The 15,797-nt window shown below is 58.5% G+C and carries 13 protein-coding genes; 7 read left to right on the top strand and 6 right to left on the bottom strand.

Translation table 11 applies throughout. From position 1 onward, the window contains the following. Nucleotides 1-6: 6 nt before the first annotated feature. The 6 genes from ACR0LW_RS11540 to cuyA all read right to left on the bottom strand — a co-directional run bounded on the left by ACR0LW_RS11540 (nucleotide 7) and on the right by cuyA (nucleotide 7,432). A complete protein-coding gene (locus ACR0LW_RS11540; protein WP_480625770.1) occupies nucleotides 7-1,890 on the bottom strand; it encodes an SLC13 family permease in 1,884 nt (627 codons plus the stop codon). Nucleotides 1,891-2,028: 138 nt separating this feature from the next. Beyond that, entirely contained in the window at nucleotides 2,029-2,754 is a 726-nt protein-coding gene (locus tag ACR0LW_RS11535; protein ID WP_480882727.1) for an alpha/beta fold hydrolase, read from the bottom strand. Continuing rightward, the gene (locus ACR0LW_RS11530) at nucleotides 2,751-4,292 is read right to left on the bottom strand and encodes an ABC transporter permease subunit (protein ID WP_170517472.1); all 1,542 of its coding nucleotides are present in this window, start codon (nucleotides 4,290-4,292) and stop codon (nucleotides 2,751-2,753) included. Before ACR0LW_RS11530 ends, ACR0LW_RS11535 begins: the two co-directional genes overlap by 4 nt. Beyond that, the gene (locus tag ACR0LW_RS11525) at nucleotides 4,289-5,344 is read right to left on the bottom strand and encodes a quaternary amine ABC transporter ATP-binding protein (RefSeq protein WP_480882726.1); all 1,056 of its coding nucleotides are present in this window, start codon (nucleotides 5,342-5,344) and stop codon (nucleotides 4,289-4,291) included. The genes ACR0LW_RS11530 and ACR0LW_RS11525 overlap by 4 nt, the downstream gene beginning before the upstream one ends. 71 nt (nucleotides 5,345-5,415) lie before the next feature. Continuing rightward, nucleotides 5,416-6,375, bottom strand: a complete 960-nt coding sequence (locus ACR0LW_RS11520) for an ABC transporter substrate-binding protein (RefSeq protein ID WP_480882725.1) — start codon at nucleotides 6,373-6,375, stop codon at nucleotides 5,416-5,418. Between the two features lie 43 nt (nucleotides 6,376-6,418). Beyond that, a complete protein-coding gene (gene cuyA, locus ACR0LW_RS11515) occupies nucleotides 6,419-7,432 on the bottom strand; it encodes a D-cysteate sulfo-lyase (protein WP_480872216.1) in 1,014 nt (337 codons plus the stop codon). Between the two features lie 196 nt (nucleotides 7,433-7,628). On the opposite strand from cuyA, the gene ACR0LW_RS11510 reads away from it, so the two are divergent. The 7 genes from ACR0LW_RS11510 (at nucleotide 7,629) to ACR0LW_RS11480 (ending at nucleotide 15,764) form a co-directional block, all read left to right on the top strand. Then, nucleotides 7,629-8,537: a LysR family transcriptional regulator gene (locus ACR0LW_RS11510; protein ID WP_170451788.1), complete on the top strand. Its 909-nt coding sequence runs from the start codon at nucleotides 7,629-7,631 to the stop codon at nucleotides 8,535-8,537. Between the two features lie 201 nt (nucleotides 8,538-8,738). After that, nucleotides 8,739-10,478 (top strand): peroxidase family protein, encoded by a 1,740-nt coding sequence (locus ACR0LW_RS11505; RefSeq protein WP_480882724.1) that lies wholly within the window; start codon nucleotides 8,739-8,741, stop codon nucleotides 10,476-10,478. 3 nt (nucleotides 10,479-10,481) lie between these two features. After that, on the top strand, nucleotides 10,482-11,354 hold the full coding sequence (locus ACR0LW_RS11500; protein WP_480882723.1) for a hypothetical protein: 873 nt from the start codon (nucleotides 10,482-10,484) through the stop codon (nucleotides 11,352-11,354). Beyond that, entirely contained in the window at nucleotides 11,351-12,703 is a 1,353-nt protein-coding gene (locus ACR0LW_RS11495) for an NADH:flavin oxidoreductase (protein ID WP_170734422.1), read from the top strand. The genes ACR0LW_RS11500 and ACR0LW_RS11495 overlap by 4 nt, the downstream gene beginning before the upstream one ends. Beyond that, nucleotides 12,700-14,235: a c-type cytochrome gene (locus ACR0LW_RS11490; protein WP_480882722.1), complete on the top strand. Its 1,536-nt coding sequence runs from the start codon at nucleotides 12,700-12,702 to the stop codon at nucleotides 14,233-14,235. Before ACR0LW_RS11495 ends, ACR0LW_RS11490 begins: the two co-directional genes overlap by 4 nt. A gap of 17 nt (nucleotides 14,236-14,252) precedes the next feature. Continuing rightward, entirely contained in the window at nucleotides 14,253-14,675 is a 423-nt protein-coding gene (locus ACR0LW_RS11485; RefSeq protein ID WP_170451779.1) for a hypothetical protein, read from the top strand. An 18-nt stretch (nucleotides 14,676-14,693) separates the two neighbouring features. After that, entirely contained in the window at nucleotides 14,694-15,764 is a 1,071-nt protein-coding gene (locus ACR0LW_RS11480) for a hypothetical protein (RefSeq protein WP_480882721.1), read from the top strand. Nucleotides 15,765-15,797 lie beyond the last annotated feature (33 nt).

The following is a 15,797-nucleotide window of genomic DNA, read 5'->3' as shown; positions in this document are numbered from 1 at the left end:
TCAAGCTTAGTAAATCAAGTTCAGCATCAACATCGAAACCACCAAAAACAGTATCGTCATCACGCCGCCGGATCGCACAAAGTCCATGACCTTGTAGCCGGCAGGCCCCATGATCAGGGCGTTCACTTGGTGCGTCGGAATGATGAAGCTGTTTGAGGTGGAAATGGCCACCGTAAGGGCGAAAACAGCCGGGTTTCCTCCGGCGGCAACTGCAATGGACACGGCCAGCGGCACAAGCAATACGGTGGCCCCGACATTTGACATCACAAGCGAAAACGCTGTGGCCAGTATCGCGACACCGGCCTGCAGCGCCCAGATCGGCCAGCCATTCAAAAGAACCATGATCTGTTGGGCGATCCACGCCGCCGTGCCAGTATTTTGCACCGCCTGACCCAAGGGGATCAGACAGGCCAGCAGGAAAACGGTGTTCCATCCCACGGCGCGATACGCCTCATCCACGCTCAGCACGCGGGTCAGCATCATTCCGGCGGCACCGGTCAGCAGGCACAGCGACAGCCGCACGTCGGTGAACAAAATCAACGACAGGGAAATCGCAAAGAAGGCCAGCGCCCAGCCAACCTTTTGCGGGCGCAACTCTTCCTGAGGGAAATCGGATGTGACCACGACAAAGTCAGGATCCTGCGTGATCCGCATCAGGTTGTCCCATCTGGTATGTGCCACCAGCATGTCACCTGCTTTGAAGGTTTCGAGACCGATCTGCGTGGACTCGTGCGTGTCCGTTTCGACATGGCTGAGTGTCTCTTCGCCCCGGTGGATGGCCAGCAGGGACATTCCGTAGGTCTTGCGGAACAACAACTCGCGGGGGCATTTCCCGATCAGTTTGCTGTCGGGTGTCACGACCACTTCGGCAATACCGGCATTTGTGGGTGCGAATTCTTCGACGAAAATGTCCAACTCGGGCAGGACCTTCAGTCCAAACTTCTGGGCAAATTCCTCTACCACCCAGCGGCGCCCGATGATGGCCAACCGACATGGCGCGGCAATTTCGGCCGTCAGAACCTGCACCATCGATGTTTTGCCGCGATAGAAGGTCGAGATGATATACAGGTGGTTTTCGTGGTTGATGTCAGCCAACACCTGACCGACTAAGGGGCTGTCTGCGGGGACCACAACCTCGAAAACATCTGCTTTCAGGCCGTAGACCCGTTGCAGATATTCCTGCGTGCCTTGGCTGGTGCCGGTATTGTCGGATCCGGTGTCGCCGGGCAGTACCCATCGGCCAAGCAGTAGAAAATACGCGATCCCGGTCAGGATCAGCGCCGCGCCAATCGGAGTGACCGAGAACAGGCCAAACGGCTGAATTTTCTGATCGTCCGGCAGCCCCTCATTCGCGGTCACAACCAGATCGTTCAGCAAAATCAGCGGCGATGACCCGACCATTGTCATCGTGCCGCCCAAGATGGCGCAAAAGCCCATCGGCATCAGCAGACGCGAAAGCGGTATACCAGACCGTGAGGATATGCGGCTGACCACAGGAAGGAACAGCGCCGCCGCGCCCACGTTTTGCATGAAGGATGAGATGACGCCGACCGTGCCCGAAACGATTGGCAACACCCGGTTTTCAGCAGTACCGCCGTATTTCAGAATGACAGCCGCGACCTTGTTCATGATGCCGGTCTTGTCCAACCCGGCACCCACGATCATAACCGCTATGATCGAGATTACGGCGTTTGACGCAAACCCATCGAAAAGGTGAGAGACATCCGCCAGGTTCTCAAGACCCGGTGCATAACTCAGCAGGCCAACCAGAACGAGCACCAATATGGCCGAAAGATCAATCCTGACGATTTCTGAAACAAACAGGAACACGGTAAACGCCAACAGCGCGCAAACGACTCCCATCTCGAACGTAAAAACAACCTGTTCCACAGAGTTCTCGGTAACTTTGTCTTCTTTTCGTTTTAAGTGAACACCTAAACGATCATGATGGCCTTGTCATGTTGTTTCGATTTCACGGGCGATAACGTAATTTAATTTCAAGCCGGGTTGGGTCGCTGGTCGTTCAAGTTAACCGGTCACCAGGTAGTCCAGCAAAATGCCGTTAAAAAGCGCGGGCTTCTCCATATGTACCGCATGCGCGCATCCGGGGATCACGGACAGGCTGGCGTTGGGAATACTGGACCAAAGCAGATGCGTCTGGTCCCACGAATAGGTTCGGTCCCGGTCGCCACAGATTACCAGCGCCTCCTGTTGCAGGTCTTGCAGGTGTTCTGCTCCGGACCAATCTTGCATTGCATCCAGACCGGCGAGAATGGCGTCTTTCGTGGCCATTCGGGCCACGGTTTCGCAATCCTTGAAACGGGGCGCGGCCTCGGTTTCCCCAAACCACGTTGCCGCGATCCGGCTTGCGGTGGCTGCGACGCCGTCTTGTTCAACGCGGGCTTTGCTTTCGTCGATGGTTTCAAACCGTCCGGGCAGGACGCCAATTGCACCGGTCGCGTACAGGATCAGCTTTTGCACGCCGCTTGGATCAGCGCGAGCGATCTCTTGCGCCACCATACCGCCCATCGAGTGGCCCAGAAGGTGGTACCTGTCTATTCCGCGCGCGTGCAGATGCGCGGTCACCCAGTCGGCCAGACCATCAATGCGGCCTATCGCGGGAAGATGCGCGTTCTTGCCAAAGCCGGGCAGGTCAAGGGCGACGACCTCGAAATGGTCTGAAAGGGCCTTGTATTGCAAGTTCCACTGCGGGCTGCCGCCCATTAGGCCATGCACCAGAACAAGGGGCGTCACTTGCGCTGGCCCTGAACAATGCGATCCAGGATCATTGCGCAGAACAGGATGGCGAACCCTGCAAGGATACCTTGTCCGACATTGGCGTATTGCAGGGCCTCCAGAACATCCTCACCCAACCCCTTGGCACCGATCAGCGAGGCGACAACCACCATCGCCAGCGACAGCATGATGGTCTGGTTGATTCCCGCCCGGATCGACGGGCTGGCCAATGGCAGATCGACCTTGGTCAGCAGATACCATTTGTTGGCCCCAAAGCTGATCGCCGCCTCGCGCACGCTTTCGGGGACGCCGCGCAGACCAAGAACGGTCAGGCGTACCACCGGGGTGCCGCCAAAAATCATCGTTGTTACGACGGCAGCGGGTTTGCCTGTTCCGAAGAACGCAATTACCGGGATCATGAATACGAAGGCGGGCATGGTTTGCATGAAATCCATGATCGGTTGAATGAAAGCATAGAACCGGGGACGGCGTGCCGCGAACATGCCCAGTGGGATTCCGATGACGATGGACAGACACGCCGCCGTTCCAAGCAAAGCAAGCGTTGTCATGGCTTTTTCCCAAAACCCAAGCAGGCCCATATAGGCCAGAAACGCTCCGGAATAGATCGCCATTCGCACACCGGCCGTCAGCCAGGTCAGCAATATTATCAGCGACGCAATCACGATCCACGGGGTGCTGACAAAAACCAGTTCCAGCGCGTCCAGCACCAGACGGATGGCATAGGTGATCCCGTCGAACAGCGCCTCGCCGTTCAGAACGGCCCAATTGAAGAATGCCTCGACCCCGTCGATGCTGAGCAACCGGAATTCCGGGTCCGTCGGAAAATCGCTGAGGATCGTGAAACGCCCCGGAAAGCTGTAGTTGATCATGGCGACCGTCACGATCAGAACCATGAACACCGCGCTGAACACGATCTGGGATACAGGCATCCCGGATCGGATCGACCGGTCCGACAGCCATTCGGAAAACCGAGCTTCGAGCGCCCAGTTGGCCATCACCGACTGCGCCGCCTTGGCGATGATCAGGATGACAAGGCCGGTCAGGGCGATGGTTGGGCCTTGCTCTGCCAGCGCCTCGGCCTCGGCGCGAATGCCGCCGATGTTCGCCTCTAGCCCATCCACCGCGCGCTGGAACGCGTCCACCCGGTCCGAGCCCGCCTCGATTGCCGCCGCAAGCTGTTGTTTGCGTAACTCTAAGGTGCCCTCGATAGACGCGATACGGGCCATCGCGTCCGAGGCGAGATCTCCGAACAGGCCACGGGCGATCTGGACAAAGCCTATCGCCTCGATGATCAGAAAGCACAGCGCCCAGGACCACAAGCCGCGCGCACCAAACCAGATCGGCCCGAAGAGGCCCGCGAAAAAGTTGAAGGTCGGCGTAAACCGTGCCGAGGCACCGACCTTGTCGAAATTGGCGATGTAATAGTCGGGATGCGTGCGAACAAAGGTGCGAATGTTCTCTTTGCGCTCTTCCGCATAGGCCAGCGCGGCCTCGCTTTCGGTGTCTTCCAGCGGATTGATATTTTCGTCCCTCATGACACCTCGGTCCCTTCGATAACGGTACGCAGCAGGTCGGCGCGGGTGATGACGCCAACGTCGGCACCCGCGTCGGCCACGACGATGGGATTGTCATCATCAATGGCCAGATTGATCAGATTGCTAAGCGTCTCATCACTGCTGACGCGGTGCAGATCTGCGGGCAGGGGGCCGTTCCGGGACGTCCAGTCTTCAATCGGGCGCATGACGACCTTGGCATGCACCACTTTCAGGCGCGATATCCCGGCGACAAAGTCGGCGACGTAATCATCTTCGGGGTGCATGACGATATCTTCGGCCGTGCCCATCTGCACAACCTTGCCGTCGCGCATGATGGCGATACGATCCCCGATCCGAACGGCTTCGTCCAGATCATGCGTGATGAAAACCGTTGTCTTTTTGAGGATTTTCGACAGTCGGATGAATTCATCCTGCAATTGCCGCCGGATCAGCGGGTCAAGGGCCGAAAACGGTTCGTCCATCAGCAAAACATCCGGATTGGCCGCCAGCGCCCGTGCAAGGCCGACACGTTGCTGCATCCCGCCGGACAGTTCATGGGCGAATTTGGACCCCCAGGCACCCAGCTCGACGATGTCCAGTATCGCCGCCGCCTGACGCATCCGTTCATTCTTGGCGACCTGCCTGATCTCCAGCGGCATCGCCACGTTGTCCAGAACCGAGCGGTGCGGCATCAGCGCGAAGTTCTGGAACACCATGCCGATCTTCTGGTTGCGAAAGTGCTGCAGGTCTTTCGTGCCCAACGCCATCACATCGGTGCCTTCGATCTCGATCTTGCCCGCGGTGGGTTCCAGCAAACGGTTGAAATGGCGCACAAGGGTCGACTTGCCGCTGCCCGACAGGCCCATGATGCAAAAGATTTCACCCCGGTTCACCGACAGGCTGACATCCGCAACACCGACAACGCAGTTATACTCGGCCAGTACCTCGGCCTTGCTCAGGTTGCGCTCGCGAACAGCTTGCAGTGCGGCCTGTGGTTTGGCCCCGAAAATCTTCCAAACATTCGAAATCTCGATGACGGTTTCTGCGTTCATTTTTGCGCCACTGTTTGAAGAGATCAGGTCCGGGACCGGCCGAAACCGGTACCGGCAGTTCAGTTGGGCGGTTACAGCCCCAGCATAGTGTCGACGCGGTCTGAGTTCTCATTGACCCAGTCCTTCGCAACATCAGCCGGTTCGCGACCATTGGCGCTGATTTCAAAGGCCAGACCGCTGACATCATCGGCGGTCAAGGCAAAGTTGGCAAAAAACTCGGCAATGGCGGGCGAGCGGTCCGCCAGCGAGTTCGACCATGCAATCTGAACCTGCTTCAGGGCGTCTTTCGTTGCCACATTGGATTTTTCGTACCAGTCGGCATCGTCGGACGGTTGGATCATCACGTATTTAGCAGGGTCATAGGTGGGTTCCGTCAGCATCTCGACATCAAACATGAACCACACCGCATGCGGTTTGTAGCAATAGAACGCATATCCTTCGCCCTTGGCGATCGAGTCCTTGATGCGTGCGGTCTTGACGCTTTCTTCGGCCCGGATCGGTTCGATGAAGTCCAATAGGCCATAGTCGCGCACCTTGACCTCGTTGACATTTGCCGACGCCCAGCCGGGCGCGCCAATCCACATCTCGCCCTTGCCATTGCCATCACTGTCCATCAGCGCGGCCACATCCGGGCGACCCAGATCTGCGATGTCGGTAATGTTGTTGGCCTGACCGAAATCCTTGGACACGCAGAACCCCTGGTTCCCTTCGTATGGATTTGATGACAGCGTCACTGTGCCTGCCTCATCCACATATTTCTTGGTAAAGCTCTCCTGGTTCGGCAGCCAGACGTCCGGATGAACATCGATGTCACCCTTGCCCTGATCCATCGCCTGAAAGATCGTGGCGTTATTGCCGGGAACATATTCGACCGTCCCGCCAATGCGGGTGGCGACGATCTCGCCCAGCACATAGGCGATGGCCTGAGCACCAGTCCAGGACGGCACGCCGATCTTGACGTCTTCGGCATAAGCGGTCGCCCCAAACGTGGTCAGCAGCGCCGCGCCGATGAGGGTTTTTTTCAGTGACATAGTGATCTCTCCTTGTTGGTCGCTTTTTGTTTTGTTCTTGTTTTTATGGTGTGTAACCGGGCAGTCCGAAGGCATCGGAATACCCAAACAGGGCCGCGCTTCCACCAGTGTGCAGAAACACGACATTGCTCATGCCGTCGAAATAACCCTTGCGGATCTGATCGATCAGCCCGTCGAGGCCCTTGCCTGAATACACCGGATCGAACAGCAGCCCTTCGGTGTGGGCCAACAGCTTGACCGCCCGGATCATCCCGTCGGTCGGCAGCCCATAGCCGGGGCCCACATAATCGCAATTCGCGCGCACTTCTGAGCGGGCGATCTGCGCGTCCAGTTCCAGATGCGCTGCGGTTTTGGTCGCCAGTTCAAACACCATCTGTTCCTGCTTGTCCTGCGGAGCCCGAACGCCAATGCCCAGAAGATGCGTGGTGCTTTTGATTGCCGCCAGCCCGGCCACAAGCCCGGCCTGGGTCCCGGAACTGCCGGTCGCATGAACCAGCGCATCAATCGACAATCCCATTCTGGCGGCCTGTTCGGTCAATTCACGGGCGCAATTGACATAGCCAAGCGCGCCGATGGCGTTCGAGCCCCCTCCGGGAATGATGTAAGGCTTCTTGCCCTCGCTCCGCAGGTGATCGGCCAACCTGTCCATTTCGGAATTCATGTCTGCACCGCCGTCGCGTTTGGACACCGAGGCCCCGTGCAGGCGGTCCAGCAGCACGTTTCCGTTCATGATGTAGTTCTGATCCTCGGACCCGGTGCGATCTTCCAGCAGTATGTGACATTCCAACCCCAGTTTGGCCGCCGCAGCAGCAGTCTGGCGGGCGTGATTGGATTGCGTAGCGCCCTGGGTAATGATCGTGTCCGCGCCCTTTTCAACGGCGTCCGCCATCAAAAATTCAAGCTTCCGGGTCTTGTTTCCGCCGGTCGACAGGCCGGTACAATCGTCCCGTTTGACCCAAAGGCGCGGGCCGCCCAGCACCTCGCTAAGCCTGTCCATCGGTTCCAGAGGTGTCGGAAGATGCCCGAAGGAAATCCGTGGAAACCGGGCCAGACTGATCGACAGCTCCTTGCACAGGCTAAAGGTTAGGTCTGCGGTTTCGCCCGCAGTATTCTCCGAGATTTCTGCCGACTCTGCCATGCTCTGAGGTCCTTACCATTGGGATTTCTCAAAGCGTTTCCTATCAAATCGAAGAAAAACAGTGCTTTTTTGTACGGCTACTCATACTTTTGCTTTGGCTAGGGGTGCGCTTTTTATGGATACACAATGGTTAGAGGACATTCTTGTTCTGCTGGAAGAGGGCAATCTAAGCCGGGCTGCCGCGCGCCGACATATCACCCAGCCCGCGTTTTCCAGGCGTATCCGGTCCTTCGAAGACTGGCTGGGCGTCACCATACTGGACCGCAAAACCAACCGGGTCGAGATCAGCGCCGCGCTGATTTCAAACGAACCCGAGATACGTGCGCTTCTGGTCCAGCTTCGCGAGCTACGCACAAAAATTGCCCATCATGACCCCAAGGCGACCACCGTCAGGATCGCGGCACAACATGCGCAGGTGTTTTCCCGGTTCCCGGACATGGCGCTGAAGGCCCGGTCGCACCTGCCGGGCGTCAGGTTCCGTCTGCATGCCGCTAACCTAAGCGACTGCGTCAGCATGTTCCTGCGCAAGGATGCCAGCATGCTGCTGTGCTACGAGTCCGATCTGGCCGAGCCGTTGGAGTTCGGGTCGGGCGTATTGCGCGGAATATGGGGGCGGGATTATCTGATCCCTGTAGTGGGCGGGGCCCTTCGGTTTGCGGTGAAAGACGTGGGCGACATTTCCGACACTGCGCCGGCAATCGTCTATCCGGACAACAGCTATTTCGGGCAGGTTCTGCGCCGAAAGGAACGCCGGTTCGGGACGGCTGGGTACAGCACCAACCCGATTTGTGAGACGGCGTTTTCGACCGGTATTCTCGAGATGGTCCGCAAGGGCCTTGGGGTCGGTTGGCTGCCCTTCAGCATGGTGCACAGCGAATTGCAAAGCGGCGAGGTGATCTCGCTGGCGAATGCGTTGGGGCGTGAGCCCATGGACATCGCGATCTACGCGGACCGCACGGAATCAGCGGCCGCCGAATTGTTCGGGGTCTGGAGCAACCAGGGGTCGAAGGCGCGACACCGCTGACCGCCAATCAAAGTGCGGAATCCCCCAACTGTCAAAGTCACGGATTTTGTGATATGCACAAACAATAGTTTGATTATTGTTATCCCACTGTCTTTAAGGACATTTTCGATGTTCGAAAGAATTCTGGACTCTCTGCTCGGCAGATTTGCCTCTATTTCTCAAAGATTTAGAGTTTGGCACGCTTGGCCGTTTTTGCCTGCGTTGGCGATTATTCTGGGCCACCGTGTCAACCTGCGGCACAACAACCTGATCGATACCGAAACCGCGCCGTTGGATGGCGAACGGCCCGAGGGTTTCGACATTATCGGATGGCGTACCGCGGACGGGCAGTTTAATGACCTGGCGCAGCCGCGCATGGGGGCGACGGGCACCCGGTTCGGGCGCAATGTCGCGCTCAAGGACACCTATCCGCCCAGCGACGCGGATCTGATGGATCCAAGCCCCAGACTGGTCAGCGAAAAGCTTCTCAAACGGCATGAATTTGTACCCGTTCCACATCTGAACGTGCTGGCGGCTGCCTGGATTCAGTTCATGGTGCATGACTGGCTCAGCCACGGCCCCAACGATCCGGATGCCGAGCCGTTGGACGTGCCGCTACCCGAAGGTGACGACTGGCCGGGCGGCAAGATGACCGTACGGCGCACGATGCCCGACAAACAGGTGACGGATGCTGATGCCAACCGTCCACCTACCTTCCGCAATGTCGAAACCAGCTGGTGGGATGGATCGCAAATCTATGGCTCGACCGAGGAACGTCTGCGTTACGTCCGCACCGCCAAACTGAAGGGCCGGCCCAAATCGGCCGAAATTGCTTTGGACGATGGTCTTTTACCCGTCGACAAAAAGGCCAAGCGTGAAGGTCAGGAACTGGCAGGTGTCAACGGCAACTGGTGGGCCGGGCTGTCGGTGCTGCACACTCTGTTCGCGCGCGAGCATAATTCCATCGTGGCGCGGTTGCGCATCGATCATCCGGATGAAAGCGAAGACTGGCTGTTTCACAAGGCGCGACTGGTGAATTCGGCGCTGATGGCCAAGATCCACACGGTTGAATGGACGCCCGCGCTGATGGACAGCCCCGAAGGCCGCATGGCGATGCGTGGCAACTACTGGGGCCTGATGGGCGAAACCGTGTTCAACGCGGTGGGCCGGGTCTCGGACAGCGAGGTGATGTCGGGCATTCCGGGCTCCCCGCAGGATCATCACGGCAGCCCCTATGCAATGACCGAGGAGTTCGGCTCGGTCTACCGGCTGCACTCTTTGATGCCGGACGCATATGAATTCCGCAGCCATTCCGACAACGCGCATCTGCACAGCGCCGGGCTGACCGAAGTATCAGGGCCGGGCGCGCGCAAGCTCTATGACAATCTGAGTTTCGACGACGTGCTGTATTCTCTGGCGACCGAAAATCCCGGCGCGTTGGTGTTGAACAACTTCCCCGAAACGCTGCGCCGTCTGGACAAGAAGGTTGAGGCGAATGTGTTCCTCGACCTCGCCGCCGTTGATGTCCTGCGTGACCGCGAGCGGGGCGTGCCGCGCTATGCCGATTTCCGGGCCGCCATCGGCGCGACGCGGCCTGAAACCTTTGAAGACATCACCGATGACCCCGATTGGCAGTCCGCTCTGCAAGAGGTCTATGGCACCGTCGAAAAGGTCGATCTGCTGGTCGGGACATTGGCCGAGGCGAAGTCGAAAAACCAGCCGCCGCGCTTTGGCTTTTCGGACACGGCGTTTCGTATTTTCATCCTCATGGCCTCGCGCAGGCTGAAAAGCGACCGCTTCTATACCGATGATTTTCGACCGGAAATCTATACCGAGGCCGGGTTTCGATGGGTGGCCGAAAACGGGTTTGCCGATGTGGTGCGTCGTCATTGCCCTGACCTTGCCGAAGCTCTGGTCGATGCCCGCAACCCGTTTTTCCCCTGGCGGATCGCGGGGGGCTGAGGCATGGCCCGTCACATTCGCATCCCGCTGCTTGCCGATCTGATCCTGACCGATGACGCGGATGAGATCGGACAGCTTGCCGACCACGCCGCGCTGGATCGCGGGTTTCGCCCGCGGGGGCCGCTGATCAACCGGATACTGGCACACCGCGTCAGATCGGCGTTGTCGCTTGGTGGCAATCCGCTGCCCAGCGCGATGATGCGGGACGAGCCAGAGAGGCGTCGGATGTCTCAGGACATCGCCGATAGGTTCGCGCCGGGCAATTGGGATACCGACACGCTTAATCAGATGGTGGGCTATGTAAGGGGCGATCTGAGCAGGCCCGTGGGTGAGCTTGCGCAGCAGATCACAGGGCGAGTGTTCGACCCGACCTATGCGGCAAGCGCCGAAACCTGGGATGCGGCCAAAGCGATCGAGACGCATCTGCAATCGTTTAACCCCATACGGCGCGTCCTTGCCTTTCTGTCCGGCGCATTGCGGGACGCTCAAGGTGTGTTGGGTCAGGCCGCGAAGGGCGACAAGGGCGCTGTCCACGGCACTGGAATCGCGGTGCATAATCTGGCGCTCAGCCTCGAACGGTTGCAAGCGGCATGGGCCGATCAGCGGCTGCGCGCCCACCTTACCCCGGAACAGGCGGCTTTGCGCGTGATTGCCGCGCCGCGCACTGTGATGCGGGCCGGAAAGCGCCATGGCGACACGATCGGCGGGCGCGTGCGGCCAGTCACCTTGGTCGCCATGAACACGCGCAGGGCGGCGGGCGCAGGCATGGATGCCGATCTGGCCTTTCTGGGATCAAGCTGGAGCCGCTGCCCGGCCCAGCACTGGGTCATGGCGTTGCTGGCAGAAATCTGGAAACAGGCGGGAGAAACCGGATGAGCGACGATATCATCTTCACTCCGCTCAAGTTCCGCAACCTTGAGGTCAAGAACCGGGTCTTCCGGTCGAATATCTCGGGCCGCTTCGACGCCGAAAACGGGGCGCTGACGCAGACGCGGATCAACTGGGAATGCAAATTCGCGCGCGGCGGGGTGGGGGCCGTGATCTCATCTTATGTGCCCGTGCGCATGGATGGCCGCATCATCGCCGGGTACGCCACCATTCACACGGATGAGTTCATTCCCCTGTGGCAGAAATTAGGTGAGGCGGTCCGCGCCAACGGATCGAAATACATCCTTCAGCTGTCGCATTCCGGTCGCCAGATGGATTTGCCCGGCATCCACAATCAGCACCGCCCGACCCCAAGCCCCACCAACGCGTACGAAACCCTGCACGGCTTCCCAACCCGCGCCATGAGCACGCATGAAGTGGGCGAAATGGTCGAAGATTTCGCCCAGGCCGCATGGCGCGCGCGTGAGGCCGGGCTGGACGGGATCGAATTGCACGCCGCCAACGGCTATCTGTTCACCCAGTTCCTGAGTTCCGCGATCAACGACCGCACGGACCATTACGGCGGCTCCCTGCGCAACCGCGCGCGGTTCCTGCTTGAGGTGATCGACGCCATTCGCGCCAAGGTTGGGCGCGAGTTCCACTTGCAAGTCAAACTCTCTGCCGTGGACCACAACAACGTCCTGCCGTGGGAAGGCAAGGGCAACACCCTGTCCGACACGGTGCAGGTCGCGCAATGGTGCGAGGCTGCGGGGGTGGATGCCCTACACGTCTCGACCGGCTCGCTGTTTCCGCATCCAATGAACCCACCGGGGGACCTGCCGCTTGAGGTTCTGGCCGTTACTTACGACGCGATGATTGCATCGGGCGTCAACGGGTTCAGAAACTACCTGTTCTTCCGCTTCCCCCTGCTGCGCCCGCTATTCCTGCGGCTTTGGTTCCGGCTGAAAAAAGGCCGCGAGGATGAAGGCATCAGCCTGGAAGAATGCCGCGCCATCAAGCAGGCGGTGACCATTCCTGTGATCAACACCGGCGGCTATCAGAACGCGCGGGTTGTGCGTGATGCCATCACCTCGGGCGGCTGCGACGGGGTGTCCATCGCGCGGGCTCTGGTTGCCAATAATGATCTGGTCAAGCATTGGGCCGCAGGTGAAGATGAGCCGCCAAAGCCCTGCACACGCTGCAATAAATGCCTGTGCAATGCGCCGAAACATCCGATGGGTTGTTATGAGGAGGACAGGTTCGAAAGCCGTGATGCGATGATCGAAGAACTGATGTCGATCTATGAAACCAAGCCGATCCTTCAAATCCCGACCCCTGACAGGGAGGCGGCAGAATGAGGAACCAGCCTGTCACCTTTGTTGAAGAGGCTCTGGTAAAACGCCGCCGCCGACGGTTGCCGCTGACCATTCTTGTGGGCCTGATGGCTTTGGTCGGGTTGCTTGCTTTGGTCGTCGCGCTTTGGTTGCTGTTGGCCTTGCTGCGCGGCGGGCCCGAGCATTTCAAGACTGATGAGCAGCATTTCCTGCACGGCTCTATCGGTTCGGAAACCTCCAGCGGATTGCCGTATGAGGTCTGGCAGGCGCTGCCCTATCTCTTCCCCGAAGCCTTTGAGGGCAAGACGACCTACGAGGCGTTTGGGTTCCTGTATCAGGAGGATGAGAAAGGTCGCACTGACTTGCCAATTGGCATTTCCCGCCGCGATCAGTTGGGCATCACCTTGGTCTGGTTCAACTGCGCCGTCTGTCACGCTGGCACCTATCGTGAAACGGCTGAGGCCGAGGCGGTGATTGTGCCCGGAATGCCCTCGAACAACCTGCAATTTCATGCGTTTATCGAGTTCCTGCTGGACGCCTCGACCAGTCCGAAACTGGCCGCCGAACCGCTGTTCGACGCCATCGAACAAAGCGGCAATGGCCTTGGACCCGTCAAGCGGCTGTTCTGGCGAATTGCAGTTGTCCCCCGCATTCGCGAGGAATTGCTGGCGACCCGCGCCGCTTTGCAACCCCTGCTGGCGCGCCAACCGGATTGGGGCACTGGGCGCGTGGACACGTTCAACCCCTACAAGGTGCTGGAATTCGACATGAACGGGGATGCGCTGACCCCGCAAGAGGTTATTGGCGCATCTGATTTTCCCTCCATCTTTCTGCAAGGCCCGCGCGAAGGCATGCAACTGCACTGGGATGGCAACAACCCCTCGCTGGCCGAACGCAACCTGTCGGCGGCGCTTGGGGCCGGGGTGACAGCGGAAACCGCGGATCATGGCGGGATCGAGCGCGTTGCAGCATGGCTCAGCGATCTGCCGCCGCCTGCGAACCCGATACAGGTGGATGCCGAGGCCGCCGAACGGGGGGGCAACCTTTATGCGACCTTCTGTCTGGAGTGCCACGGGCGTTGGGCCGGGACAGAGTATGAGTTCTCGGGCGACAAGCTGGGAACCGTTCAGCCAATCGCGTCCATTGGGACGGATCGCGCGCGGCTGGATAGCTACACAAACGAGTTCCAGCAGCGTCAGGTAGCAGAACTGTTTGCGGATACGCCCTACGCGTTTCGGCAGTTCCGCAAAACCGACGGCTACGCAAATATGCCGCTGGATGGGCTTTGGGTGCGCGGCCCGTATCTGCATAACGGATCGGTGCCGACGTTGGCGGACTTACTCAGCGCCCCTGAAGATCGCCCCAAAAAATTCCAGCGCAATTCGGATGTGGTCGACCCGGTGAATGGCGGGTTCCTGTCACCCCCGTGCGAGGATGAAGGTGTCTACTGCTTCGACACATCCCAGCCGGGCAATTCCAACGCAGGCCACGTCTACGGCACGCATCTAAGCCCGAACCAAAAAGCCGATTTGCTTGAATACCTGAAAACCTTCTGAACAAGGAGATGAGTAACATGACCGATACGTTATCCATCGGCTGGACCCGCGCCCAGGCCGACAACCGGATCAAATCTCATCGCCGTCTGTTCGGATTTGTGCTGGCGCTTCAGATCGTCATAGGCGGGCTTTTCCTGTTTTGCCCGGCGTTTTCGCTGGGTGTTGTGGGCCTGCCTGCGGGGGCCGAGAACCCCTGGCCCTCGGTCTGGGGGGCGACGCTGATCTTTGTGACCGTCATGCAAATCCCCGGCGCGTTGGACCCGGTGCGTCAGCGTTATCCCAATGTCATTGCCGTGTTGGGGCGGGCTCTGATGGTGGCAACCTTCGTTGCGCATGGGGGGCCGTTCCTGTGGTTCGCTGCCTTTGACGCCGTATTTGGCGTGCTTATTTTCCTTAGTTTTCGCCGATTGGTGATTGCCGAACTGATGACCAGACCGTGACCGTTTTCTTTCCCGACGGTGGGCGATTGGGTAAATCTTGTGTTTGAGTGGTTTCATACCCTGCCGCCTGCCGGTCAGGCGACGGTCGTATCCGCCCTTGTCAGCGCGCTGGTCGCTGTCTTTGTCGCCTTTCTTAGCCCATTTACCGCGCGCCGGTTGGAAGGGGTGAAGGCCGAATTAAATGCCGATCTGGAACAGCTCAAGGCCACGCTGGCTCAGGACGCGGCGCTTAATGACGCGCGAACCTCCTATGAGTTCGATGCGCGCAAAAGGTTGTATGATGTGGTTGAACCTCTGTTCTTCCATCTGTTCGAGGCCGCCGAAGGCGGGTACTACCGAGTCGCCAGCTTGGTACTTACGCAGCGGCAGGGCCATCTGGGCGAAGCAGAAGGAAGCTGGCTGGCAAAAGAGAGTTATTACCTTCGCTCAACGATCTATCATCTCTTCTTGCCGCTTGCTATATTCAAACCGGTACAGAGGTCTACGACTTTCGTCGACTTCGAACTGGATCAAAATATCCGTGCTCGATACTTCTTGTTGAAGATTTCTTACACTGCGTTCCTTGACGATTTCAACCTTGCCCAGCTTGAGCCTTCTTTAACGTATTCTCCAAACGCGCCGGATTGGAAAGACAAAATCCTAGAGAATCCGGCGCGGTACAAGCGGCAGGGACTGGTCCTCGGACAATTGGATCGTTTGATAGACAAAATGATTGTGGATGAGGATGAGTCGCCACGGCCTATCGATTATCGGGAGTTTGAAGATCTTTGCCAGAACGACTCGGATTTCAGGAGTTTGATGGCCGAAGTCGAGGAACTTTTTTGCGATTTTGACTTTTTGAACCGACCTGTTCTGGCAAGAGTCCTGCTGATGCATGCTTACTCTATGCGCCTCTTGCTATACACATATTCGCGGGGATCAAATTGCGCTGATCTGGGTGCCGTGTTGCAAACTTTCCTTTATTCGCGTGAGGAGTCTGGCGTCTTAGACTGGGGATCATCTGACTTTGGTGAAGTTTCATCTTCGGTGGCCAGCTATTTCATAGATCATTTGTCAAGGATATCTCCAGATGAATACGATATAAGTTAATCATGCGCGGGAATGCCCGCTGCGTGTCACTAC

It is taken from the genome of Ruegeria sp. N4, from assembly GCF_056531425.1.
The sequence above is the reverse complement of the archived record's forward strand: the minus strand, read 5'-3'. Positions and strand labels throughout refer to the sequence as shown.